At 46.3% G+C, this 24,921-nt stretch carries 26 protein-coding genes; 7 read left to right on the top strand and 19 right to left on the bottom strand.

All coding sequences use genetic code 11. The features are described from left to right. Positions 1 to 12: 12 nt before the first annotated feature. From ACM1ND_RS10010 to ACM1ND_RS09990, 5 genes are all read right to left on the bottom strand, one after another. Complete coding sequence (locus tag ACM1ND_RS10010) at positions 13 to 1,002, bottom strand: beta-ketoacyl-ACP synthase III (RefSeq protein WP_023988162.1); 990 nt, start codon at positions 1,000 to 1,002, stop codon at positions 13 to 15. 8 nt (positions 1,003 to 1,010) lie between these two features. Continuing rightward, the gene (gene plsX / locus ACM1ND_RS10005; RefSeq protein ID WP_023988161.1) at positions 1,011 to 2,003 is read right to left on the bottom strand and encodes a phosphate acyltransferase PlsX; all 993 of its coding nucleotides are present in this window, start codon (positions 2,001 to 2,003) and stop codon (positions 1,011 to 1,013) included. Then, complete coding sequence (gene fapR / locus ACM1ND_RS10000; protein WP_007429980.1) at positions 1,987 to 2,583, bottom strand: transcription factor FapR; 597 nt, start codon at positions 2,581 to 2,583, stop codon at positions 1,987 to 1,989. The genes plsX and fapR overlap by 17 nt, the downstream gene beginning before the upstream one ends. A 282-nt stretch (positions 2,584 to 2,865) precedes the next feature. After that, entirely contained in the window at positions 2,866 to 3,039 is a 174-nt protein-coding gene (gene rpmF / locus ACM1ND_RS09995; RefSeq protein WP_007429979.1) for a 50S ribosomal protein L32, read from the bottom strand. 187 nt (positions 3,040 to 3,226) lie between these two features. After that, entirely contained in the window at positions 3,227 to 3,745 is a 519-nt protein-coding gene (locus tag ACM1ND_RS09990; protein ID WP_023988160.1) for a YceD family protein, read from the bottom strand. A 355-nt stretch (positions 3,746 to 4,100) separates the two neighbouring features. On the opposite strand from ACM1ND_RS09990, the gene ACM1ND_RS09985 reads away from it, so the two are divergent. Beyond that, positions 4,101 to 5,336: a nucleotidyltransferase gene (locus ACM1ND_RS09985; RefSeq protein WP_418027628.1), complete on the top strand. Its 1,236-nt coding sequence runs from the start codon at positions 4,101 to 4,103 to the stop codon at positions 5,334 to 5,336. Here ACM1ND_RS09985 and ACM1ND_RS09980 read toward each other — a convergent pair. Further along, positions 5,326 to 6,357 (bottom strand): PDZ domain-containing protein, encoded by a 1,032-nt coding sequence (locus ACM1ND_RS09980; RefSeq protein ID WP_418027627.1) that lies wholly within the window; start codon positions 6,355 to 6,357, stop codon positions 5,326 to 5,328. The two genes, ACM1ND_RS09985 and ACM1ND_RS09980, sit on opposite strands and share 11 nt — an antisense overlap. Positions 6,358 to 6,554: 197 nt before the next feature. On the opposite strand from ACM1ND_RS09980, the gene ACM1ND_RS09975 reads away from it, so the two are divergent. Next, positions 6,555 to 7,838: a nucleoside recognition protein gene (locus ACM1ND_RS09975; RefSeq protein WP_023988157.1), complete on the top strand. Its 1,284-nt coding sequence runs from the start codon at positions 6,555 to 6,557 to the stop codon at positions 7,836 to 7,838. Here the strand turns inward: ACM1ND_RS09975 and coaD are convergent. The 8 genes from coaD to ACM1ND_RS09935 all read right to left on the bottom strand — a co-directional run bounded on the left by coaD (position 7,801) and on the right by ACM1ND_RS09935 (position 14,989). After that, positions 7,801 to 8,322, bottom strand: a complete 522-nt coding sequence (coaD, locus tag ACM1ND_RS09970) for a pantetheine-phosphate adenylyltransferase (protein WP_069080954.1) — start codon at positions 8,320 to 8,322, stop codon at positions 7,801 to 7,803. The two genes, ACM1ND_RS09975 and coaD, sit on opposite strands and share 38 nt — an antisense overlap. Further along, complete coding sequence (gene rsmD / locus ACM1ND_RS09965; protein WP_028542741.1) at positions 8,315 to 8,956, bottom strand: 16S rRNA (guanine(966)-N(2))-methyltransferase RsmD; 642 nt, start codon at positions 8,954 to 8,956, stop codon at positions 8,315 to 8,317. Before rsmD ends, coaD begins: the two co-directional genes overlap by 8 nt. Before the next feature lie 314 nt (positions 8,957 to 9,270). Further along, positions 9,271 to 9,393, bottom strand: a complete 123-nt coding sequence (locus ACM1ND_RS09960) for a cyclic lactone autoinducer peptide (RefSeq protein WP_023988155.1) — start codon at positions 9,391 to 9,393, stop codon at positions 9,271 to 9,273. Between the two features lie 5 nt (positions 9,394 to 9,398). Further along, positions 9,399 to 9,914: an accessory gene regulator ArgB-like protein gene (locus ACM1ND_RS09955; protein ID WP_023988154.1), complete on the bottom strand. Its 516-nt coding sequence runs from the start codon at positions 9,912 to 9,914 to the stop codon at positions 9,399 to 9,401. Next, a complete protein-coding gene (locus ACM1ND_RS09950) occupies positions 9,907 to 10,539 on the bottom strand; it encodes a hypothetical protein (RefSeq protein WP_023988153.1) in 633 nt (210 codons plus the stop codon). The genes ACM1ND_RS09955 and ACM1ND_RS09950 overlap by 8 nt, the downstream gene beginning before the upstream one ends. A 171-nt stretch (positions 10,540 to 10,710) precedes the next feature. Next, complete coding sequence (locus ACM1ND_RS09945) at positions 10,711 to 11,829, bottom strand: acyltransferase family protein (RefSeq protein ID WP_069080955.1); 1,119 nt, start codon at positions 11,827 to 11,829, stop codon at positions 10,711 to 10,713. 312 nt (positions 11,830 to 12,141) lie between these two features. Next, positions 12,142 to 13,959 (bottom strand): APC family permease, encoded by a 1,818-nt coding sequence (locus ACM1ND_RS09940; protein WP_023988151.1) that lies wholly within the window; start codon positions 13,957 to 13,959, stop codon positions 12,142 to 12,144. A 193-nt stretch (positions 13,960 to 14,152) separates the two neighbouring features. Next, positions 14,153 to 14,989 (bottom strand): AraC family transcriptional regulator, encoded by an 837-nt coding sequence (locus ACM1ND_RS09935; RefSeq protein ID WP_023988150.1) that lies wholly within the window; start codon positions 14,987 to 14,989, stop codon positions 14,153 to 14,155. Positions 14,990 to 15,127: 138 nt separating this feature from the next. On the opposite strand from ACM1ND_RS09935, the gene ACM1ND_RS09930 reads away from it, so the two are divergent. The 3 genes from ACM1ND_RS09930 to ACM1ND_RS09920 all read left to right on the top strand — a co-directional run bounded on the left by ACM1ND_RS09930 (position 15,128) and on the right by ACM1ND_RS09920 (position 19,297). After that, positions 15,128 to 17,155, top strand: coding sequence for a beta-galactosidase (locus ACM1ND_RS09930; RefSeq protein ID WP_069080073.1), 2,028 nt, complete (start codon positions 15,128 to 15,130; stop codon positions 17,153 to 17,155). Between the two features lie 69 nt (positions 17,156 to 17,224). After that, complete coding sequence (locus ACM1ND_RS09925; RefSeq protein ID WP_028542745.1) at positions 17,225 to 18,451, top strand: MFS transporter; 1,227 nt, start codon at positions 17,225 to 17,227, stop codon at positions 18,449 to 18,451. 210 nt (positions 18,452 to 18,661) lie between these two features. Then, positions 18,662 to 19,297, top strand: coding sequence for a hypothetical protein (locus tag ACM1ND_RS09920; protein ID WP_069080038.1), 636 nt, complete (start codon positions 18,662 to 18,664; stop codon positions 19,295 to 19,297). 73 nt (positions 19,298 to 19,370) lie between these two features. On the opposite strand, the gene ACM1ND_RS09915 is transcribed toward ACM1ND_RS09920, so the two are convergent. Together ACM1ND_RS09915 and ACM1ND_RS09910 are read right to left on the bottom strand one after the other, a co-directional pair. After that, positions 19,371 to 20,201 (bottom strand): DegV family protein, encoded by an 831-nt coding sequence (locus tag ACM1ND_RS09915; RefSeq protein ID WP_023988146.1) that lies wholly within the window; start codon positions 20,199 to 20,201, stop codon positions 19,371 to 19,373. A 21-nt stretch (positions 20,202 to 20,222) separates the two neighbouring features. After that, on the bottom strand, positions 20,223 to 20,660 hold the full coding sequence (locus tag ACM1ND_RS09910) for a MarR family winged helix-turn-helix transcriptional regulator (protein WP_023988145.1): 438 nt from the start codon (positions 20,658 to 20,660) through the stop codon (positions 20,223 to 20,225). A 191-nt stretch (positions 20,661 to 20,851) separates the two neighbouring features. Here ACM1ND_RS09910 and ACM1ND_RS09905 point away from each other — a divergent pair, with 191 nt between their 5' ends. Continuing rightward, positions 20,852 to 21,319 (top strand): GNAT family N-acetyltransferase, encoded by a 468-nt coding sequence (locus ACM1ND_RS09905; RefSeq protein WP_023988144.1) that lies wholly within the window; start codon positions 20,852 to 20,854, stop codon positions 21,317 to 21,319. 187 nt (positions 21,320 to 21,506) lie between these two features. Here the strand turns inward: ACM1ND_RS09905 and ACM1ND_RS09900 are convergent, their stop codons facing one another. The 3 genes from ACM1ND_RS09900 to ACM1ND_RS09890 form a co-directional block, all read right to left on the bottom strand. Beyond that, the gene (locus ACM1ND_RS09900; RefSeq protein WP_028542747.1) at positions 21,507 to 22,088 is read right to left on the bottom strand and encodes an NAD(P)H-dependent oxidoreductase; all 582 of its coding nucleotides are present in this window, start codon (positions 22,086 to 22,088) and stop codon (positions 21,507 to 21,509) included. Between the two features lie 76 nt (positions 22,089 to 22,164). Beyond that, a complete protein-coding gene (locus ACM1ND_RS09895) occupies positions 22,165 to 22,587 on the bottom strand; it encodes a MarR family winged helix-turn-helix transcriptional regulator (protein WP_069080039.1) in 423 nt (140 codons plus the stop codon). A gap of 334 nt (positions 22,588 to 22,921) precedes the next feature. Then, a complete protein-coding gene (locus ACM1ND_RS09890; RefSeq protein ID WP_028542748.1) occupies positions 22,922 to 24,043 on the bottom strand; it encodes an NADH:flavin oxidoreductase in 1,122 nt (373 codons plus the stop codon). Positions 24,044 to 24,288: 245 nt separating this feature from the next. Here ACM1ND_RS09890 and ACM1ND_RS09885 point away from each other — a divergent pair, with 245 nt between their 5' ends. Beyond that, entirely contained in the window at positions 24,289 to 24,885 is a 597-nt protein-coding gene (locus ACM1ND_RS09885; protein WP_023988140.1) for a TetR family transcriptional regulator, read from the top strand. Positions 24,886 to 24,921: the final 36 nt, after the last annotated feature.

Here is a 24,921-nt window from a genome sequence, read left to right as displayed (position 1 = left end):
ACTTCCATTTTATTACCAGACAAGAACCGACGCTCCCCAGGTCAAGCCACCGCCAAAGCCCACCATTAATACACGGTCGCCTTCCTTCATGCGGCCTTCCTCAGCTGCTTCCACAAGAGCGAGAGGGATTGATGCTGCCGATGTATTCGCATATTTATGAACATTAACAACTACCTTTTCCTCTGGTAAATCCAGACGTTGCATCGCCGATTGGATGATGCGAACATTGGCTTGATGCGGAACGAACAGATCAATATCATCTTTGGACAGCCCTGCTTTTTCCAACACATCGACCGTTGCCGTTCCCATAACACGAACCGCGAACTTGAACACTTCGCGTCCGTTCATGTAAATATAGTGCTGTTTATTTTCCAGTGTGTCTGCACTCGCAGGCAAACGCGAGCCTCCTGCTTCCAACTTGAGTAAGCTGCCTCCGGCACCCTCAGCCCCGAGATCAAAGGATTGGAATCCTCTACCTTCAGGCACTTCACCAATCACTACAGCTCCTGCACCATCTCCGAATAGAACACAGGTATTGCGGTCGGTATAATCTGTAATCCGAGAAAGACAGTCTGCCCCAATGATTAATGCATTATTATAGATACCTGTCTTAATGAAGCTCGTTGCCGTAGCCAGTCCGTATACAAAACCCGAGCATGCCGCAGACAAATCGAAAGCTGCTGCGCCTTTGGCTCCCAATTTGTCCTGAAGAATGCAGGCAGTTGACGGAAACGCCATATCCGGTGTAACCGTAGCTACAATAATTAAATCCAGATCCTGTGCCGTCATACCCGCGGACTCCAACGCCTTAATTGCTGCTTCATAAGCTAAATCAGATGTAGCCTGCTCTGGAGCCGCAATATGGCGCTCCTGAATCCCTGTACGGCTGACAATCCATTCATCACTTGTTTCTACGATTGCTTCCAAATCTTTATTGGTCAGAATTTTCTCAGGTACGTATTTCCCTGTTCCGATAACACCAACCGGCCGTAATTTATTCATATCGTCACTCACTTCCTGCTGATTTCCTTGGATATACTTTCCACCAACCGGTTTTGCAAGGCCGTACGAGCCTGCCTTACCGCATTTTTGACGGCAACGCCGTCAGACGAACCGTGACTTTTCAGGACGAGTCCACTCAAACCCAGCAAAGGAGCCCCGCCATGCTCTTTATAATCCAATTTACCTTTCAGACTGCGAAGCTCAGGCATAATCAAGGCTGCCGCAAGCTTGGTCTTCAAGGATTTGGTGAATTGCTCTTTTAAGAGAGAAAATATGGCTCCGGCTGTACCCTCTAGCGATTTTAGCATGATATTTCCAGCAAATCCATCGCACACCAGTACATCGCAATTCCCGGTTAACACATCTCTCGATTCAACATTACCCACAAAATTGACAGGTAACTGCTCAATAAGTGGATATGCCAACTTCGTCAGTTCATTGCCCTTCCCAGCTTCGGTCCCCACATTCAGCAGACCCACCCTTGGAGAAGACACACCGTGAACTTTCTGACGATACAAGCTCCCCATCAGTGCATACTGGGCAAGATGCTCAGGCTTGGCATCCATATTGGCTCCCAGGTCCAGCGCTAGAATACCCTGATCATCTATCGTTGGTATCATCGGCGCGAGAGCCGGACGTTCAATGCCCTCCATTCTTCCAACCACCAGCAACCCTGTGGTCATTAGCGCGCCTGTATTACCTGCGGATATCATGGCATCCGCTTCGCCTTCTCTGACCATTCGACCAGCTACGACCATCGAGGCATCCTTTTTACGGCGCACTGCCTTTACAGGCTCGTCCTGCGCATCTATCATTTCGGATGCATGGCGAATGCTGAGGTTCGTCGGCAACGCCCTACCGTTCAGAACCGATTCAATTCGTTCCAGGTCACCAACCAGCGTAATGTCCGTATCCTTCCATTCCGCTGCCGCAGATAGCGCGCCCTCTACTGTCGCCTCAGGAGCATTATCTCCCCCCATGGCATCAATGGCGATCCGCATGCTGACTTCCTCCTTCGCTATACTCTTCCTCCGTGGAGCGATAAATGACAAAGTTGCCTTGGAACACCATTTCTTCTCCTACGTAGGCAAAGACTTCCACTTTAGCCTTCCCTTTTTGTTCTGGATTTGAGCGTACATATGCCTTGGCAATGCACTTCTCACCTAAATGAACCGGGCGGACAAAGCGTATATCCGCTGATGCAGTCAATGCTATCTCATCATTAATCACGGCAACGGCCAATGAATTGGCCTGAGCAAATACATAATGCCCCCGCGCAATGCCAGTACGCGAAAAAATATGTTCCTCTTTAATCTCAAAAATCGAAATACCGCTTCGATCCAACTGTAGATCAACGATATCCCCGATCACTTCATGCAAAGGCAAGGAACGAACCTGGTCGTAGGAGCGCTCAGCCATCAGCTTTAGCCGTTCCCGCAATTCTGGGATTCCCAGTTCCATCCGGTCCAGCCGAATAGTCTGAATACTTACCTTCAGCTGTCTTGTCAATTCCTGATCCGTTACGAACGGATTATCATCAATTAATTGAGTCAGCCGCTGCTGTCTCTGTCTCTTCGGCAAACGTTCGATGTCAGTGACGCCTCCTTTCCCTACAATAAACTGTCGTTCAGACGACAGTTCGGGTTACTTTACTTCACTTTCTAACGGCGAAACTTCAAGCCGATTTGTCTTCTTGTATGTATAAAGGAACCTCTTCGGCCCTTCTTTCTTAGAACCTGGTACTAAAACAGTATATAGCATGCTGACGTAAAAAGGAAGCATGCAGACAAAAAAAAGTAGCGCCTCACTGAAGTGAAGCGCTACTCTTCCTGCGAAGATTCCAAAGAATCCGCTTATCGGACATTATTGAGAGATGATCTCTCTAGCTTTGTACGTTCCGCAAACTTTGCACACATGGTGAGCAAGTTTCAATTCGCCGCATTCGGAGCATTTCACCATACCTGGTACTGCCAGTTTAAAGTGAGTACGACGTTTGTCGCGACGAGTTTTGGATGTTCTCCGTTGAGGTACTGCCATTATTCCCACCTCCTTAACCAGATCACCCCCGCATAGCGGGTATGACTTCTTATCTCATTCAAGACTGAAAGAAAATGCCAGAAGCAATTATCTTACAGCCGGTGAATCAAGCCTGCAACATCCACGCATCGGTTCAGTAACTCTCCGGCACAAGCGGATGATGATTTTTCAGAATTGAACTCAATTCTCATTTAAAAAAATCCTTAAGCCCTGCCAGACGCGGATCAATCTTTTCCGTATCGCCATCGTTACTGTCATCGGAGCCAATACTCCAGTTTTGTCCGGTCTTTGGTGCGATTCCCTGACAATCCTCACTGCACAAAGGCGCAAACGGCACATGCAGTACAAACAGTTCTTCACAATACGGTGCAATGTCGAAGGAGTCCTCCGTCACTGCGATAAAATCGCCATCTTCATCCTCCTCTTCAACACTCGAAGAGGTTTGCTTGAACCGTTCACGGAATTCAATCTTTAAATCCTCGTGCATCGGGCTTAAACAGCGTGAACACAGCATGTCCAGACCTGCGGTCAACGTGCCTTCCACGCTCATCAAGCCTTGACCCAGACTAACGGCGACCAAGTCGGTCTCCAGCGGGGAAACGGCCGTAACATCAGCACGATCATCCACCAATTCACTCACATTAAGAGATTCACGGATAGGAAAAGGACCGTCACTTGTTGCTACTTTGCGAAAAAATAGTTGCATCACTATCACTCCAAACAAACAAAAATTATTATACCGACTGATCGAGTCGTTTGTCAACACCTTTCACTTTACACCACTCACAAATCCACCGGTTTTCCAATGGTTCGACAAGTTTTATGCAGAAGCAAAAATGCATTGTGCTAAACATGTACCGATGAGTATTCGTACCCCCGCCACTCTTCGTGTACAATAATGCGAGTATAAAGCTTTTTCGTCCAGGTCTCAATGGTCTTGTTCATGCCGACGATGAAAAACAGTATAGCTGCCCTGAAAACAATCATTCACGGGTACTTAACCATTATTATCAAAATAGTTACCCAATAAGTTACTTTAAGAAAGGAGCTGACATACGGTCTTGAAAACACTCGGTATGGTTGTAGAGTACAACCCCCTGCATAACGGACATGTCCATCACTGGGAGGAGTCTCTTCGCATCACTGGTGCACAGCGCACAGTGGCTGTGATGAGTGGCCCTTTCCTTCAGCGGGGTGAACCCGCGATTACAGACAAATGGTCCCGCACCGAAATGGCACTCGCCATGGGTGTGGACCTGGTTCTGGAGTTGCCTGTGGCCTATGCCGTCCAGCCTGCAGAATGGTTTGCCCGCGGAGCGGTCGCCCTGCTCCATGCGATGGGCATCGTCGATGCGCTCTGCTTCGGTAGCGAGAGCGGAGACATCGCCCCGCTGCGCGCGCTGGCCCGCGTGCTGGCGGCAGAGTCGGCCGAGCTCAAGGCCGGCATCGCGCAGCGCCTAAGCAGCGGCGCGAGCTATCCCGCTGCCTACGCGGGAGCCGCAGCCGCGCTGGCGGCCGAAGGAGAGGACGGCGCTGCGCTCGCCGCCCTCATGCAGCAGCCCAACAATACGTTGGGGCTACATTACTTGATTGCGCTGGAAAGGCTGGGCAGCACAATCAAGCCCTTCACGGTAGCCCGCACGGGATCGGGCTACCATGAAGCCGCGGCCCCTACGGACGGAGTCATCGCCAGCGCCACGGCCATCCGCCGTCTGCTGCTGAACGGCGGGCCTGAGGCCGCGTCGCCGTACATACCTGCGGCGACACTGGAGATTTTGCGGCGCGAGTGGCAAGCCGAACGCGCGCCGCTGCATTGGGAAGCGTTCAGCCAGCCGCTGCTGAACGCTCTGATCACACGTAGCCCGCAGCAGCTGGCGGAGCTGCACGAGGTCACCGAAGGGCTGGAGCATCGTCTGCGGCAATCGCTGTACACGTTGCCCCAGCCTTCTGTGGAGGCCCTGCTCGCCGCGATCAAGACAAGGCGGTATACTCGTACGAAGCTTCAGCGGATGTGTACACATATTTTGCTGAATCATGCCAAAACCGATATGACTCCGGCTGAGCTGGCGAAAGGTCCGGGCTATATCCGCGTGCTCGGCTTTAACAGGGCTGGACGCGAGCTGCTGGCACGTATGAAGCAGACAGCCACCCTTCCGGTATGGGTCAAGCTGTCTGCCGGATCACATCCTCAGCTGGACTGGGATACAGCCGCAGCCGCCATATACGCAGCTGGGATGCCACGTCCCGCCATCCGCGACATGTATGCTGATTACTTGCGACCGCCCATTATGGTTTGATGGGCAGCTTTTCCATATAATCCAGCGCATCGCCAAGCTTGCGAACCGGAACAAGCTTCATCCGGGTTCCAATTTGCTCAGCTTTGGCCTTCGCCTCTTTATAATTATCTGCAGGGACGAAAAACAAATCCGCATCCTGACGGTCAGCAGCAACTATTTTATACTTTGCACCACCAATCGCTCCAACCTGACCGTCCTTATCAATAGTACCCGTACCGGCTGCACGATATCCCTTACTCAGATCACCTGGTGTCAGTTGGTTATAGATTTCCATGGTAAACATCAAACCTGCCGAAGGACCGCCAACATCCGTAGATGTAAAATGAATCGTTTTACGTCCATCCTTCGGCTGTACCTTCTGTACCGTGGCAATACTGACGCCAAATCCAGAACGTTGCTTGCCCGTCTCACTGTCCTTGATGGTCGTTAAGGGAGCTTGCACGGTCAGCAACTTTCCATCACGCTTTAGCTTCACTTTAGCCATTGTTCCCGGTTTTTCGTCCTCCAAAGCCTTCCGAATGGAACGATTATCGGTCACCCTCACTCCGTTCAGCTCCAATATTTCATCTCCAGGCTCGAACACGCTGTTCGAGCCCGGGACCTTAAATACATACACATAATCTGGCACAATCCGATAGGGGACATGGGCACGGGTGTAGGCAGCCTCCATTGCGGAAGATTGGGAATCCCCCATATACCATACCTGTTCTGCCGCATATTCGTCTTCACTTCTTCCATGCAGACGATCCTCTTTGCGTTGAATCTCCGAATTGCGGTCCAACTTGGACAGGCCCAACATGATAACATTGGCATAACGCGCCGATACCGTCGTCATCATAAAAGTCCCCCGTTCGATGCTGTCACCCTCCTGGACTCTAACCATCGGTTTGATCTCGTTTGCCCCACCTGGTCCATAGATCAGATAAGGGGTTGGCATATAGACCAGCACATAGACCATTGCAGCCAGCGTTAAGACATAACCGGTTGTAAAAAAAGCTCTTTTCCGGTTTATTCGTTTCATTGCTTCTCCCCCTTGCAGCCTAACTTCTCCTATCTTACCCAAGTGCCTCTACGCCACCTGTTCTCAAGCCTTCCGAAAAAGCATACATTGTTTACGACAACGTATACGAACAACCTATCCCAAGACAACGAACGTGAATAAACGCTGGAGACAGCATCCTACTCTCCTTAGTATATTTATGAGAGGTGAATTCTTTGATGCAAAAGGAAGCCCATTCCGCTCCTTATTGGACAACCGTACTGCTTGGCCTTGGAGCCATTTTACTTGTACTGGCTGTTGTCGCCTCACCAGAAAAAGTATTTCAAGCCTCTACTCAAGGCCTTAAGCTATGGTGGAGTATTATTTTCCCGGCCATGTTGCCTTTTTTGATGCTGTCCGAAATGCTCATCGCCTTTGGTCTAGTACATGGACTAGGTGTCCTGCTGGAGCCGTTTATGCGATTCTGGTTCCGTCTACCCGGGCGAAGCGGCTGGGTGTTGGCCCTCGGCCTGACCGCAGGATTCCCGGCTGCTGCGGAAGCAGTGCGCCAATGGGCACAACAGGAGGATATGACCGCGTTTCAGCTTCGACGTCTAACCGCTATCGCTCATTTCTGCAATCCGATTACCATCCTGCTCGTCATCGGGACAGGGCTACTGCACAATGCTGCCGCAGGTGTGATGTTACTTGCCGTTCACTGGATTTCCGGGCTGCTGGCAGGCTGGATCACAGCCAGACTACCTGTACCGTCCAAAGAATTGCAAAAACGGGAAACACCAGCTGCCCTCCGGCGCACCTCAGTTTCCCGTACTTCTCCCTCCCTGATCCGATCCGCATGGGAAGCTACCCGCTCTGCCAGAGAACGGGACGGCCGCAGTTTCGGAAAACTGTTGGGCGAAACCGTATCCCATGCTGTACAGACGCTGATGGTGACAGGTGGATTCATTATTTTCTTTTCCGTACTGATTCGACTGCTGTCCATATATACAGGCCAAGGATCGCTTTCTTTCATATGGCCTGCCTGGATGGAAATCCATCTGGGTTCCTATGAAATCAGCCGTCTGCCCTTTGATCTCCGTACACAAGCAGCCCTGATCAGTGCTGTGTTGGGCTGGGGTGGCCTGTGCGGCTGGCTTCAAATTACCGCCGTCACCAGGCCTTCCGACAAGGGCATCACCTTCACCCTGTCACGAGTGCTCCATGGGATCATTGCTTTTGGACTTACCTTGGCGACATGGGTCCCGCTTAGCCGCATCTTCAGCAATACAACTCCCGCTTACGTCAGTCGCAGTTCTGTGTCTTCTTTTGCGGAAAGCGTAAATGAATCCGCCACGCATCCTGTCATGGCCGGAGCCAGCGGCTTATTAACACAAATTGAAGGAACATCTATGTACCCCTGGCAACTAACCGTACTGTCCATTGCACTGCTAGGTACAATTATAGTTACCCTGTTGGCCTTTTCCTTTATGACTTCATGGTGGAGCCGCCACGATTCGCGTTGACCTTCGCACGCAGTGCGTCTTCCACCTCCGGTGCCACCAGATCTACAACCTTGCCATCAAAATGCGCAATTTCCTTCACCATACTGGAACTCAGATATGAATAAGCTGGATTGGTCATCATAAAGATCGTTTCCGCATCCGGGTTCAGCTTATGATTTGTAGAGGCTAATTGTAGCTCATATTCAAAATCAGTCACCGACCGAATTCCTCTGACAATAACCTGGGCCCCTTTTTGACGTACATAATTAGCTGTCAGATCACGGAAGCTGTCCACTTCAACGTTCGGGATATCGCGAGTTACCATTCGCAGTAACTCCATTCGTTCCTCAAGTGAAAACAGCGGATTTTTACTAATATTGTTAAGAACCGCGACAATCAATAGATCAAACTGTCTGGCTGCTCTTTGGATAATATCCTGATGCCCCATCGTCACGGGATCAAAAGTTCCCGGATATACAGCAATACGTGGTTTGTGCTCAATCATGATGGTCCTCCCCGTCTGATTCGCTGATGCCGAATTTGACCCCTCCGGCTTCTGTATGTTCTACGACATCCGACAAAACATCGGCTGCAAAATGATAAATAGATAACGCCGTTTCACCATAAACTGCTTTTCTGACCTGTTCGAACGGCCCGAAGCTTTCCGGATATTCATGTCCCGATTCATACTCCAGCACGATGATTGCATCTGAACGAAGCAAGTTCAACTCAGCCATACGGCTCATTAATTCATCTCCGTGTTTGAGACGATAGGGTGGGTCCAGAAAAACAGCATCAAAAAGAGCTCCACGTTTTGCCAGCACCTTGAGCGCTCGTCCGGCATCATTGCGGAACACTTCAGCCTGTCCTTCCAATCCAGTTTTTCGCAAATTTTCTTTAATGACATCAATGCTTTTGGATTCCATATCAATAAAAACAGCCTTGTCCATTCCCCGGCTAAGCGCCTCTATACCCAGGCCACCACTGCCAGCAAACAGATCAAGTGCGACTCCCCCATCAAAATAAGGACCTATCATGCTAAATAGCGCTTCCTTGACCTTATCCGTGGTCGGCCGCGTCCCTGTGCCGGGAACTGCCTTTAACGGCCTTCCTTTGGCACTACCCGATACCACTCTCACGCTGAAACTCACCTATTTTCTATATGTGTTCATAACCATATAAGATTATGACGCTATCGTACCACATGCACCGCCGTTTGAAAAACTTAGGATGAGGCAGGTATAAAAAACCATTCCCTGGGCATCCTTAGGATATCGGCATTCAACCAATGTCGTAGACAACCGCGGAGAAGACTTACGTTTCCCCATAAGCTCTTCGTCCGGTTTCTCCTCTCCCATTCGGGCGCTCTTTAATGGAGCGCCTGATTTTTTTGCATAAAAAGAAGCTGCTTAATAGCAGCTCTATGTATCATTTTTCTATTTCGGCATTTTGTTTATTTCAGCAGTTCCTCGGGTGTATCCCCTTGATAAACATACACGTAACTCGCCACTGATACAGCAAATGTTGCAAACATAGACAACGATGTAGCTAATCCATATACCATTTTCCTCATCATTCCACTCACCTCCTTCCCCGGATCAATGTTAGGCTCTGGACCAAAAAAGCAATAGCCACTACAGAGGAACCGATTACAAAATTAGTACATACAAGCAAGGAGGATAACAGTCGCAAGAGGGGATAAAATTGTACTGGAATGCGCGACTGCTTTTCAATTCTGGACGGGGCAAAACATAAAACGAGAATGAGAGCTATTCCGGTAAACAGGTTTGTCCACCAACTATTTAAGGCCATGCAGGATATGTAAGTAAAAGCTGCTGAGGTCACCAACACACATGCCATGCCCGTTTTCAAATGAATGCCTCCTGATATTTGGCGCAGCAGGGCGAAAGCGACGAGAATCATTACAGCCTCTACCATCCGCCCCGTGAAGATTGAGGCGAATAGTGTTAACACGATGATCATGGACGCATTCAGAATGAGAGCAAGTGCGTATTTAAGTACCGCGACAGAGGCCGGATGATCAGGCACAGTACGTTTGATCTGGTTAGCAAGTTTGAAAGCCATCGCTTCAATCATCCCGGTATTCCTTTCCGATTGCATAATAGATGAAAAATCCCGAAACCAGTGCAAAAAATATCATATTTAACCATACCTCGTTATAGTAGAGCACAATAGAAGTTGAAATGAGCGACAGGATAATCAGCGTGATGACAATTCCATATTCCTCTTTGAACTTTAGCTTCTTGAAATTAGGGGAAAAGCCGATCCCTTTTCGATACAACATCAATGAAATAAGCAGTCCTACTGCCGCGCTTACCACTTGTAGCAGATAGCCCTTCAAGGACCCATCCTGCAGCTCAGAAACCGGAAGGTTGCCGAACATGACTTTTAGGAATACCGACTGAACAACGGCATATGCAAAATAACCTGTAACCGTCATAATACCGGACCACACAATCGGAATCTTCACGACCGTAGCAAGTAAAAAAATAAAAAGCAGCATATTTACGACAGGCACCAAATACGAAAAGGAAAACTCCTCTCGGAGCATATAACTTTGCAAATTCATAATCAGGTTAACAAAAATGGCCTGCCATAGATAAGGGGTCATTTTAACTTTAAAAATACTCAAAATCAGCGCAAAAACAGCTACTCCCTCAAGCGTGGAGAAAAGCAAAAAGCCGATTGGCTTCAAAAGCATGCGTGCATCTCCTTTACAATTCCAACAAACCTCATCGGTGTATTCAAAAACTTGGATGTACATCGAATATAAAGGGCTGGGAGCTACTTTTCAAGAGGTCTTTTCAATTATTTCATAGATTTATTCAAGCACTTCAACCAAATGTTATCGGATGCTGTTTCAAGTTGCAGCTTAGGCAACACTTTCTTTGACCGAATCTCCCTGCTTGAGCACAGGCTTCATACGTGATATAAGCTTTTTCCCCCAACGGATGCCGGGCTGTTCAATCCACGAGTAGGTAAACCAGGATAGTCCGATGGTGAATAGCAACGTCATGATAAACATAAGTGTGAGGCTGACTAGGGGAGCAAAAGGTAGTTTAACCTGTACGATTAGTCCCAGAACCAGCATATGCGTCAAATACATGCTGTAGCTAAGGCGGCCGATCCATGACCACACCCGATTAAGTAGCCAGATCGGCTGCCAGTGATACAAAGCATACGCTCCCAGCAGCAACCCGACACCTATGAGATAATCGGTCATGCCTCCAAAAAACGCAAATAGCACAGAAACCAGCAGCCAACCTCCACTGACCCGGTCTATACTTTTCCAATGCCGCTCGTCTTTCCAAATGAAAAACAACAATATACCTAGCCCAAAGACAGGCAATTGATTCGGAAACCATAAATACAGATAGTGCCCCCATAAAGAGTGATCATTAATCCATGGATATTGAACAAATACCGTATTTAGCCCGAAGCTTACCACAAGTGCCATCACAACAAACCAGGTCGCATGGCGGACTGATCGGATCAGCTTAAATAATAGGGGGATAAACAGATAAAACATACATTCCACCGCAATGGACCATTCCACACCAATAATGCTGTTGATCCAGTACGGATTCAGACCATTCAAAAACAGGAAATGAGCAGTGATATTGGTGGCAGTGACTCCCTCCTGATCTCCAAGCCAAAATCGTGGACCTGTCCCGTTCACAACCAAATAGATTCCTAACATCACGTAATACAAAGGAGCAATTCGAAAAAAACGACGCAACAGGTAAGCTGAAGTTCTTTCCCTCTTGTCACCTGAACGTCTGCTCAAGGACAGAAATAGTGTAAAAGCGCTGGCCATATAAAATAAAGCGACTCCTTTAGCTCCTATACTCAAGCCTTTTTGCAACCATCCGTTTAATCCGTCTACATGCTGGCTGACATGCACAAGTAAAACTCCAATAATAGCCAGCGCCCTCAGCGTATCTACAAATTGCAGCTTGTCATCTTCCATTTTCCCCTTGGCTTCGGGCATCGTATCCCTCCATAACAGTTTCGAATGATACATTTCGTATCTATAATACACAAAATGTATCACCAAAGTAAATATCTCCGTTATGCAAAAAAACACCCTCCGACCGCAAAGAAATGCGGCCAAAAGATGTTCATTTTGTCCTTGCTATAGTCAGCTCACGCAAATGAGTATGGGCTAATTGGCAGTGACTTTATTTCAGGATTTTGCAAAATTCGATTCCAGTCGCTCCGAAGTGCAAGATATAGACGAACTAAAGCATTTCGATCTATATCCTGTTCATCGGAAGTCGCTTATGGGATTTTTGCAAAATCCTCATTTGTTTAAATGAAAAGGTACGGTCGTTACGATCACGTCTTTGTAATTAATCAAATAAGCTCTCATCAGTAAGCTGGTCTGATTGTGTAGAATATTTTCCCACCAGTGCTTGGTGATGAATTGTGGAATGAGAACAGTGATATGGTCCTCGTCTGCTTTTTTCCACTCTACTGTATCGATGAACTTGCGGAGCGGATTAATGATGCTGCGATAACGGGATCTCAGCACTACTAAACGTATGCCCACGTCCCACTCTTCCCACTTCTGTTCCATTTTTTGAATCGCCTCATCATCCACACCCACATATACGGCAACCACATTATCCGACAAGGTTTTGGCATAGCTGATCGTATTCATAACGACTCGCGTAATACCTGCCACCGGAATAATAATCGTATTGCCTTTCACCATAGGTTTATCCTTGGTAATATCAATGCGCAGTTGTTCAGCCGTATTTTTGTAATGCCTGTTGATCTTCATAAAGAAATACAGAACCAAAGGCAGAAAGATAAAGATTACCCACACCTGGCTAAATTTGGTGAAAATAAAGATGAGCGTAATCGACAGCGTGGTCAGCATCCCAACCGTATTAATAGCAAGTTTGACGATCCAGCCTGGCGGTTTGAGCTTGATCCAGCGAATCATCATGCCAAGTTGCGAGAGCGTGAACGGAATAAATACCCCTACGGCATAAAGCGGGATCAGATTTTCTGTGTTTCCGCCAAATACGATAACCAGCAATGCCGAGAAGATACTCAGAAACAGAATACCATTAGAGTATCCAAGCCGATCTCCACGAACCATGAACATGTGCGGCATGTATTTGTCCTTCGCGAGCATAAAAGCAAGCAATGGAAAGGCCGAATAGGCTGTATTCGCCGCCAAAAACAAGATGAGCGCCGTTACGCCCTGAATGATGTAATACATCACACCGCGCCCGAAAGTGGCGTTCGCAATTTGCGAAATGACCGTTTCATGCGGATTAGGACGAACACCGTACCAATAAGCCAGCAAACTAATTCCGATAAACATACACCCGAGAATCAAACCCATCATCATTAGTGTAGTTGCTGCATTTTTGGCAGCTGGCTTGCGGAAGTTCGGAATGGCATTCGAGACAGCCTCTACCCCAGTTAACGCCGAGCAACCCGAGCTGAACGCCTTCAGTAGCAGGAACAGGCTGACGTTGGATACCGTAGCTCCAAATTGCGGTGCTGCAGCATGAGCCCCCCCTGCCACGTAATGAATGATACCGCTAATAATCAAAACAAAAATAGCAACAACAAATAAGTAAATCGGTACAGCCAGCACCGAGGCAGATTCTGTCACCCCGCGCAAGTTCATAATAGTCAAAAAGATAATCATAATCAGAGCAATGGCGATCCGATGATCATGTAACGACGGGAACGCAGATGTAATGGCATCTGTACCTGCTGATGAGCTAACTGCTACCGTCAGAATATAATCGACCAGCAAAGAACCACCTGCAATCAGACTCGGACTCTTTCCCAAATTGTCCTGTGCAACAATGTACGCTCCGCCACCACCAGGATAGGAAAATATGGTCTGTCTATAGGACAGGATCAGAATGATCAGCAAACCCAATACCGCAATGGATATAGGAATGGAATACCATAGGGCAGCGAAGCCAGCTGTAATTAAAACCAGCAGAATTTGCTCCGTTCCGTAAGCTACAGAGGACAAGGCATCTGAGGACAGAATGGCCAGTGCCTTGAGCTTATTCAGTTTCTCATCTTCAAGGGCCGTCGACTTTCGCGGACGACCGATTAATAATCTTTTGACTTTACTCAGCATTTCGTTGACTCCTTCTTTGGATGAGGGTTTTGCAAAAGAACTATGGATCTTATGTTTATTATGTCACCTGCACATCAGTTTGATGAAACAAATGAACTATTATTTTATACTCCCTCATCCTGAAAAAAACAATAAGGAATGCTCCCTAAAAAGAGCATTCCCGAGTAAGAAAGAGTATTTCGATAAAATACCCTTATGTATACAGTAATTTGAACCTTTCCGGGGTAATTCCTTCAGCTCGGCGGAAAGTTGCCACAAAATGACTGGCATCTCGGAATCCTACTCGCTCCGAAATCTCCTTTACTGTTAATTGCGGATATTCCGTCATCATTTCCTTGGCCTTCCGCAGCCGAATTACAATCAGATAAGCATAAGAAGTCACACCAAACGCTTGCTTAAATAATGTATTTAAATGACGGGAGCTGACATTCATCATAACTGCCATATCACCTAGGCCCACATCTGGACTGGCATAATTTTGCTCCATAAAGGCCAGTACAGGGGTTAAACGTTCCACATTATGGGATAGGGAAGGCATCGAGCTATGTTGTCCATGTTTACGCAGTAGAGTCAGAAAACGATACATATTGGCCGAAGCATCTAATCCAGACAAATCACGTTCACTAACCATGGAATGGAGCATAGTTTCCCCAAAGCTGTGCAGCTCGCTATCCGGGTCCCAATGATACCCACGCGTATGCTTCAATCCCAGTGCAGTCAATACAGCAGCGGCGATGGGGCCGTCAAATGTAATGTATAACGTTCGCCAAACCTTGGTCGCCCGTCTGTATGCATGGGATTCCCCGGGCAGCAGCAGAACCCCGGACTGCTCTCCCAGACGGAAGGTCCCCCCTTTAAATGTAAACATCCCTTCACCAGACACCGTCTGAATCCAGTGAAAGCACGGATAACCCTCTGGACGGGACACATCCTCCTGCCTGCTGTTAAATCCGATACTTTCAATAAAAAGGGGTAAAGAGTGCTCACGCGTAGTCAGGAAAAATCTTAAATGATGGGGAGTTAAAATCATAAAAAGCACCTCCGGCGTATGCGGGTATATATTCTTCATGTAGATCCATATTGTTATATACACGTTCATTTTATTATATTTAAAAGCAGTTATTTGTATTATAAGATAGAATTATTCTTATATACAGAGGTGATTGGCATGATAAGCAGCAAACTTCCTAAAGTATTTTACGGTGGAGATTATAATCCTGAGCAATGGGATGAGGCCACGCATCAGGAAGATTTACGGATGTTCAGGCAAGCAGGGATTGATATCGCCACGGTCAACGTATTCTCATGGGCCAAAATTCAGTCCGACGAAATCACATATCATTTTGAATGGCTGGATCAATTGATTGACAGTCTTTATGAAAGCGATATCTTCGTTTGTCTAGCTACTAGCACGGCAGCGCACCCTGCTTGGATGGCTACCCGCTACCCCGACGTTCTCCGGGTAGACGCTGACGGACGGAAGCGGAAATTCGGTGGCCGCCACAACTCCTGTCCGAACAGTCCAACGTATCGAAAATACGCGGAGCAGATGGCTGACCGAATTGCAGAACGATACAAAAACCATCCCGCGATCCTCGTGTGGCACGTGTCCAATGAGTACGGCGGGGATTGCTATTGTGATAACTGCGCGGCCGCATTCCGGGTGTGGCTCAAGCAAAAATACGGATCACTGGAAGAGCTAAACCGGGTGTGGAATACTTCCTTCTGGGGTCACACCTTCTATGATTGGGATGAAATTGTACCGCCAAATAATCTGAGCGAGCATTGGGGAGAAAATCACTCCTGCTTTCAGGGCATATCCCTCGATTATGCGCGCTTCAATTCAGACAGTATGCTGGATTGCTACCTATTGGAATATAACGCGATTAAAAAACATGTTCCCGATGCCGTGGTAACAACCAATCTGATGGGCTTTTTTAAGCAACTGGACTATTTTAAATGGGCTAAGTACATGGATATTGTATCTTGGGACAGCTATCCCGGGGCCAATACTCCGATAAGCTATACGGCGATGGCGCACGATCTGATGCGCGGCTTGAAGGACGGGCAACCCTTTATGCTGATGGAGCAAACACCGAGCCAGCAGAACTGGCAGGCGTATAATTCGCTTAAACGGCCCGGCGTTATGCGGTTATGGAGTTATCAGGCAGTCGCGCATGGCGCGGACACGGTCATGTTCTTCCAGCTTCGCCGCTCGATCGGCGCTTGTGAGAAATTCCACGGGGCCGTCATTGAGCATGCCGGGCATGAGAACACACGTGTATTTCGCGAGGTGGCACAGCTTGGCAGTGAGCTTGGCGCATTAGGCAACACACTACTTGACGCGACCGTTAATGCCAAAGTAGCCATTTTATTCGATTGGGATAATTGGTGGGCTTTGGAAAAATCAAGCGGCCCTTCTGTCGCCTTGAAATATATGGATCAGGTACACAAGTATTATGCTCCCCTCTTCCGGCGGAATGTACAGGTAGACCTGGTTTCTGTTGATGCAGATTTCCAGAAATATGATCTCATTATCGCGCCTGTACTCTACATGGTCAAGCCGGGTACCGCCGAGAAGCTGGAACAATTCACAGAGCATGGCGGCACCTTCGTAACGACCTTTTTCAGTGGCATTGTGAATGAAAACGATCTGGTCACAACCGGAGGATATCCTGGTAAACTGCGTAACTTGCTCGGGATCTGGGTGGAAGAAATTGACGCGCTTCTGCCGGAATCACACAATCGCATTGTATTGAAAGAAAAGGTGGGCGTATTACAAGGTGAATATAAATGCGGTCTACTCTGTGACTTGTTGCATAGCGAAGGCGCCGAAGTACTGGCCGAATACGGCGATGATTTCTATCAGGGCATGCCAGTGCTGACACGCAATGGTTTCGGTCAAGGTGAGGCATGGTACGTTGCTTCAGACCCTGAAGAAGCTTTCCTTGATGGCCTGCTGGGCTACATTTGTGAGCAAAAAGGGATTCCATCCCTGCTGCGCGCTCCTGCGGGTGTAGAAGCCACTGTACGGACCAAAAATGGAAAATCATATCTATTCGTTCTGAACCATAACGCCCAGACGCAGCAATATCATCTGGATGATCAGAAAGGGAATGAGCTGATCAGCGGTAAATACCTGGAAGGAGAAATTTCTATTGAAGGCTACGGCTTTCATGTACTGGAGCTATCATAATCACTCAGATTTGACTCATGCAGTTTAGCTTGCCGCATGAGTCAAATCTAGGTATCAAAGGAGTTCATCATGAAACGACTGCTATGGATCGGCAGCTTATCTTATTTTTTAATCGGCCTGGCACACGTGGTTGTAGGCTCCCTACTGCCTGTGTTGTTAGAGCATTACGGTAGAAACTATACGGATGGCGGAAGTCTAATCTTCGCTCAATTTTCCGGTTTTCTGGCTGGAGTCCTGCTGTCGCCGTGGCTTGCCCGGAGTTTCGGCAAACGCCGAAGTCTGGTATTCGCCCTGCTCCTGCTATGCGCGGCGGAAGTGCTGTACTCATTGCTGCCGCCTTGGGGTTGGCTATATGCCGTCGGGGCAGCAGCCGGGTTTGGCTTCGGCATGGTAGAAACACTCATTGGCACTATTATTATCAGCGGTATTACTCAAGGAACGGGCGCGGCGATGAGCCGTCTGGAAGTCTTCTTTGGGATCGGCGCTTTGGCTATGCCCGCTATCGCCAGCCAGCTCATTGCACTCGGTTGGTGGCGATTGGCCTTTCCCATCATTTCCATGTTTGCAGCCGTCACCATTATAGCTTGGCTGCGCGGGTCCTTCGGCACGCTGGACGCTGTATTAGACCAACAGGAACACCAAGGTGACAACCATACGCGTTCCACTAACTCACCCAAATCCCCCACGGTGGAGGCTTCTAAGGGTAGCCCTATAGGCAATTGGAAGCTACTTGCACTATTTATCGTCTTTTTCTTTATCTATGTAGGGACAGAGATGAGCCTGGCTAATTTCCTGCCCTCCATGTTCATCGAACGGCTGGGTCTCACACAAGCCGAAGCAGCACTTAGTGTCACCTGCTTCTGGTTAGCAATGGCTACCGGCCGGTTATTCACAGGCTACATTGCCGATCGATACGGCTACGGTGTCTTTGTCGCCCTGAGCTCACTGGCAGCGACCGTGCTGCTGTGCGTGTTCCCGCTGATCAAAGGGACTGAAGGCGCCTTTATCCTTATTGTACTGCTGGGGCTGGGCATGTCCGGCATCTTCTCCATCGCACTTGTTTTTGCCAGCAAAATGATGCCGGGTACAGAAGAATCTACCACTAGCCTGCTTATCGGCGCAGGTGGAGTTGGGGGAGCTCTGCTGCCTTTATGGCTTGGAAATAGCATGGATCGTGGTGGAGCAGTCTCTTCGGCGTGGTTGCTGGCAGGCTTCGCCTGTATCCTGTGCCTGCTTGGGGGCATCTTGTACGCCCTATATGTGCGCAAAAAACGGCTTCAAACCGCTTCATCCTGAGACACGTCTCTACTGGCGCCTTTGTCTGTTCCTTGGTTGTCATCCAAGTGCACATTCAAAGGTGCTTTTTTACATACTAGACGAATGCACCTTGTACAGCAGCCCGTTTTTAGTCAAAATAGATCGTTTCCTATGAATCACAGGACAGATATCCATGCCTCCTCTAGATGAATGGAGTAGTATACAACAAACCATATGGAGGTGTTTGTATTGGGTCATCCTGAATTAAAACGAAAAAAAGGCCGTAAAAAAAATGTTTTTGTCCGTGCCTGGTTTGATAAGTTAGAAAAAAAGTTTGAGGAGAAGCCCCCAAAGAGAAAAGTCCGCTCGAAACGGAAAGGGGTTGGAAAAGATATCATCGTCAAAAAGCAACTTGTAAATGTGAATATTAATCATGGCACTTTAGGGCCTGATGGGGATCCTGGAACCATAGGTGATTTAGCGCAGTTCGGTTATATTTATAATGTGAAGCCCCAAGTTGTTCCGATTGAAGGGGATGTCATTTTGGATACGAACGGTATACTTACACCTGGAATTGCTCATGTTCCAGGAACTACACAGATTGCTGTATCCGATGCTGGAAAATATGAAGTTCACTTTTCGGTGTCCGGTATGGAACCTAACCAATTCGCCATCTTTATTAATGGCGCACTGGCTGTGGGAACTGTATACGGCTCAGGAGCCGGGACACAACAGAACACAGGGCAAGCTATCCTCGCTCTGGCATGCGGTGACGTCCTTACTCTGCGAAACCATAGCTCTACTACTGCTGTTACCCTGCAAACACAAGCCGGAGGAACTCAAGCCAGTATAAACGCTTCTGTCCTCATTAAAAAATTGAGATAGGCTTGAACTCCCGCAAAGTCTCAGTGTACTAAAAAGGGTTTATCCATACAGCGAGGATAAACCCTGAATATTTTTAAAAAGCCATAATGATCCCTTTGTCATTGGCATACATTGAACTAATCCCTCTGGTGGACACAATATGAATATCTTTAAATTGATAGCGTTTCTTCAGCGCATTCATTAATTTTTCCGCCAGCCCAGGATTATTGCAGTGAGTAATGACGATGCTTTCTCCTTCGGTAGCCCGGCCACTTTTTTCAATAGTATCTGCCAGCTTTTCGATAATTTGATTCTGACCGCGTGCTTGAGTAAAAAATGCGATATTCCCGTCACCATCCGAGCCTAAAATAGGCCTGATATGCAAGAGTGAAAGTATCTTTCCTGTGATTTTATTCATCCGTCCGTTTTTAACCAAATTATCCAGATTTTCCAAAACAAAGTACGTTTTCATCTTGCTGATAAAGCTCTCCAAGGAAGAAATAATTTCGCTTTTATGATAGCCCTCGTCGATTAGCTTGCGTAGTTTTAGAGCTAACAAGAGCTGTCCAGCCGAAGCGCTTTTCGAATCAAATACATGAACATCCGCCCCCTCTTCTTCCGCCATATCTTTTCCTACCAATGCACTGGAATAAGAACTGGACAGGTTGCTGGATAATGTAATGGCAAAAGAAGTATGCGTACCTTGAAAGGCTTCCTTATACAGCATAGGTGACGGTGATGCGGATCCAATTTTGGTTGTACAGGCTTTCATTTCTTCCATAAACTGAGGCAAGTCCAATGTGTCATCATCTACGAAGCATTTATCTCCCAGCGTCATATTTAACGGAATTGTAGTAACTTGCATCTCTTCTCTAAGCTCTCTCGTTAAATCACAGCAGCTGTCTGCTATTATTTTATATCTCACCCGGTACACCCTCACATTATGTTATTTTTCAATAGAACCCGCATTCATAATACTCAAAGAAAGCTCAATTAACCGTATAAAATCCTTCACATTCTTCTCACCCAAACCTACTACAAGCGCTTCAAAATAACCCTCAATTCTCTGTTGCTTCTGTTTGATCAACGATTCACCATCTACTGTGAGCCTTACACACATTCGTCGTCTGTCATGCTCAGACATTTCCATAGTCACATAGCCTTTTTTCCTTAATCCCGTAAGCGCTGCCGTAATTCTTGATCTGGATACATGCAGATGATCGCTGAGCAAGGAAGGATTAATTTCATCATCCCGATGCTGAACTAAATATTGAAGCACATGGTTTTCCCCCTGAACAAGCTCCGTCAGGCTACTGAATAATTCCATGTCATAAATCCGGTTAACGGATTCTCTCAATTCGTCCCTTAGTTCATAATCTTTCATAGTGAACCTCCGCAAAACACATAATACATACAGTTAACTATTAATACTATGTACTATAATGAATTGCCCACGATAATAACAATGAAATATTTGTGAATTTTAATACAAGGGTTAATGAGCTCAGCGTCGAATAAGAAAAAATACGCTTGATCACCTCTTGCCAGTTTACGGTAAAGGAGTTGTTACATAAGATGAAACGGTTTACTCTTCGCCAATCCCACAATTCGGATATTGAAAGCATTGCTAATTTACGGGCGATTGTACTGCGGAACGATTTAACCAGATTAGGAAGGTTTGATGAAGAGAAAGTTCGTCAACGCTTTCGTGATGCATTCGATTCTGTCCATACCTGGATCATTGAGGAAGACTCTTCTTTTGTGGGCTGCATAGCTTTTAAACCGAGATTAGACGGTTATTTATTGGAGCATTTTTATATTCATCCCAGTTACCAAGGTAAAGGAGTCGGCAGTCAAATATTAAAAAATCTGCTAGAACAAAATCATGTAAAAGGAAAACATGTAACCTTAAATGTTCTGCAAGGAAGCTCAGCCAGACGTCTTTATGAACGGTTTGGTTTTAAAATTGAACGTGAGGACCCTATTGACGTTTACATGTACTTAATCGTAGAGGGACATTCCAAAACCGTCGAAAGATCATAGAGTCATGCTTCAACCACCCTTGAATGTCCAGTTATATCTGCCCCAAGATGCTATTACAAATTCAAAAGATCTATGAACCGGGATGTTGGAGATATATAAGCACTATAAGAAAAGGCCAACCACTAAATACGGGTTGACCTCATCATTTAAAGAATGTCTTACGTTTCTAAGAGAACATAAACTGACTTTACAGCACCGTTTTAACCGTGTCTTGGACTTGCTTCAGCAGTCCTTTATAACCATCTTCATCAAGGTAACCAATACTTCCAAGCAGCAAGTGACCGACGGATTCAATTCCAACGAAATCAAAAATTCCCGTATCTGATGTGATCTTCAATCCTGCGGTCATACCGATTTCATCGTAGATCGCGTTGGGAGTACCATGTGTATTCACGATAAAACCTTTTTTACCTGTAAGCAGCTTATTAATCCCTTCCGCACCAGCCGTATATGCAAATCCGTATGCAAATACACGGTCAACGTAACCTTTCAGGATGGCAGGAAGACCTGTCCACCAGATGGGAGAAATAAAAGTAATTGTATCCGATTGTGAGATGTATTCCTGCTCCACTTTGATATCAGCCGGAGTTTGCCCTGCTCTCATAGCGGCAGTATCCTCAGGTTTTAATACAGGTTGAAAATCAAGGGCATATAGATCACGTACAACGACTTCGTCACCTTTTTCTTTCAGAGTATTTACAACCGTTTCGAGTATCGCGTGATTAAAGCTTTCAGCGTTAGAGTGAGCATAGATGATAAGATGTTTCATTTAAATAACCTCCAGAAGTTTTATTGTTATTTTGATATTAATATAGATATCTATGCATTTATTCAAAAAAAAAAAATTATAATCTGTTTTTTACATGCTCTAACAGATATTCCAGTTGTTCTTTTTCCTCGTCTTTCAGACCACCATAGATGGTTTCTTTTAATCTATTGGAGATCATCTCAAATACAGGCTCTATCTCTCTTCCCTTATCGGTCAGAAATATCAAGGTAACCCGACTATCCTCCCTTTCTTTTTTTCTTTCGACATACCCCAACTTCACTAGCTTGTCGATCAAAACAGTGACAGTGGGTTGCTGACGAGAAATTTTTTGCGTCAATTCCTTAATGGAAAGCCCGTCCTTTTGATAAAGGAACATTAGAATTCCACCATGAGTAGGAACAATTCCTTCAATTCCATTCGATTCGAGCTCAGACACAATCAATTTATTGATCGAGTCTCTAATGGTTCCTATCAGTGCAGCTGCATTATTTTTTAACATACAAGCATTATTACATAGACATCTATATATATCAAGTGTTGGTTTCAGTCTGATCTGGTTTTAGCATATGAATGATTCAAAGAACTAGGATTAAGTTTGATATAATGAAATCTAAAATAGATAGGAGCTTGTTAAATGGAGCAGCTTTTAAAGAAAATTCAATACTTGAGTACCCAAGAAAACTTTAAAGCAAATATGACTTAATCTAAAATGGTTCATGGTGGACTACTATTGCAGACGCATAAAAAAGCCAAAACACCAAAGTTCCTTACCTGACTTTGAGTATTTTGGCTTACACTGTTTATTTAAAGAGATATTGGAAGTATGATATGTTTTAGTTGAGCGTTTGAAGTACCTCAGGTGTAAAGGTTTGAAGATCATGAATTCGGCCTTCACGTATTTTTGTAGCCCATGCAGGATCACCCAGAAGCGCACGCCCAACAGCTACCAGATCAAATTCATTGTTGTCCAGCCGTTCCAGAAGTTCATTAATATCTTGGTGTCCTGCCCCTTTCCCTTCCGTATAACTTACAAAATCCTCATCCAGACCTACAGAGCCAACCGTAATCGTGGTTTTTCCAGTCAGCTTCTTCACCCATCCGGCAAAGCTCAAATCGGAGCCTTCAAATTCAGGTACCCAAAAGCGACGTGTCGAGCAATGGAAGATGTCCACGCCCGCTTGTACTAACACATTCAGGAGTTGCCCCAGTTTATCCGGTGTATCGAACGGCTTTGCGTTGTAATCATTCATTTTCCATTGGGATAGGCGCATGGCAATAGGGTAATCAGGGCCAACCTCAGCACGAATAGCTTCCACAAGCTCAATGGCGAATTGTGCACGTTTTATGATATCGCCACCATAGCGATCCGTACGTTGGTTCGTTCTCTCCCAAAAGAATTGATCAACCAGATAGCCGTGCGCTCCGTGAATTTCAACGCCGTCAAAGCCCAATCGTTTTGCATTCGCAGCTGCATCGACATAGGCCCCAATGACCTTGACGATTTCTTCTTCTGTCATCGGCTCGGTCACTTTTTTTCCTTCCAGATCCAGCCCTGATGGACCAATCGACAGCGCTTCTGGGTTCGGCTGAGATCCCAAAGGGCGAGCCATCCCCATATGCCAAAGCTGTGGAAAAATTTTACTACCGGCTTCATGAACCTGTCTGACCACTTCAGCCCAACCGTTTAAAGCCGCTTCTCCATAAAAATTAGGTATCCTCGGCTCACTTGTTCCAGCAGGATGGTCAATTACTGCACCTTCAGTAATAATAAGACCTACACCATTCTCTGCGCGACGGCGATAATAAGCGGCTACATCCGGTCCTGGCACACCATTTGGTGAAAAAGCGCGGCCCATTGCCGGCATTACAATACGAGTCTGTAGGGTCAGATTATGAATGGTATAAGGTTGAAATAAAGCTTCTGTTGAATGGACATTTTGCGGTTGATTACTCAAGGATTGTACCTCCCCATTTTCTTTTATCGTTTTTAGCGATATATAAAAAGCTCGTGCACCATCAAACGGGGTGCAAGTGAAATGTTAGCAATGTTTAATTTATCATTCAACCGACAAAATGTTCATTCTGTTGCTTAACCAAAAGGGTTATAAAATTGTTGTATATCTAAACTCACTTGTTGACAAAACAACACATGTTTATAATGGGGGAATCATTTAATTTACCTGAAAGGAGTGTCTTGAGGATGCCTGGTGTAACCTCACCCAACCCAAACGATCCGCGCGTCATTCGAACACGTAGATTAATTCTCGACGCATTCGTTGACCAATTAAATAAGAAAGACTTCTACACGATTACGATCAATGACATTACCCAAAAAGCCACCATTAACCGTGCCACGTTCTATGCACATTTTCAAGATAAATATGCACTGCTTGAAACCCTTTTGTCAGACGCATTTTTGGAGTATGTTATCAAGAGGATTGATGCTGAGGCACGTTTGTCGGAGGAGATCATTCAGAAACTTATTCTTTCGTTATGTGACTATCACGACTCAAGTAACCAATGCGTTCATAAATATAATTCAGTGGCACCGATCCTGGAAGAACATATTAAGAATCAATTAGAGCAATTCATACTTCAACTCATAACAAGAGAAGCCAATAATACAGACCAAAGAACGTTAGAACTTGCCGCGACCATTTTAAGCTGGTCCATTTATGGTGTAACCTTTCGCTGGAATGTGGAAGGAAAAAAAGAGTCTCCTACAGATTTAGCCGAGAGAGCTGTGCCTTTAATCTTCAATGGGGTTGTCTTATCTCTAGTCTCACAAATCTCTTAGCAGAAAATGCGAATAAAAAGGGCCGTTCCCAGTATA

The organism is Paenibacillus sp. JJ1722, from assembly GCF_048282685.1.
Classification (GTDB): domain Bacteria; phylum Bacillota; class Bacilli; order Paenibacillales; family Paenibacillaceae; genus Paenibacillus; species Paenibacillus polymyxa_B.
Note: the sequence above shows the minus strand (reverse complement) of the source record. Positions and strands in the feature narration are given on the sequence as shown.